A 229-nucleotide genomic window follows, 5' to 3' on the forward strand; every position below is an offset into this window, starting at 1 on the left:
CCAGCAGCTTGGGCAACGATCCTTGCCATACATGGAACAACTGCTGTTTTATCCATAGCGTTTATGGATATGTTTATTGAGCAAACTGCCAGTTCTTCTTATAAGCATTTCGAATCTATTTGTAGATCTCTGATACTAAGAAAATATAAGGTTCTAAATTTTGGTCTAATTGCCATTTGCAGTCTAATTATTGGTGTATGTTTTTTAATTACCGGAGCAGGCATTGTTT

General features: G+C 35.8%; 1 pseudogene. It reads left to right on the top strand.

Annotated features, from left to right (window positions below):
* Positions 1-229, top strand: a pseudogene (locus V2A85_RS24810) (hypothetical protein); the annotation flags it as partial.

The organism is Yersinia sp. 1252 StPb PI, from assembly GCF_048593885.1.
Classification (GTDB): Bacteria; Pseudomonadota; Gammaproteobacteria; order Enterobacterales; family Enterobacteriaceae; genus Yersinia; species Yersinia enterocolitica_E.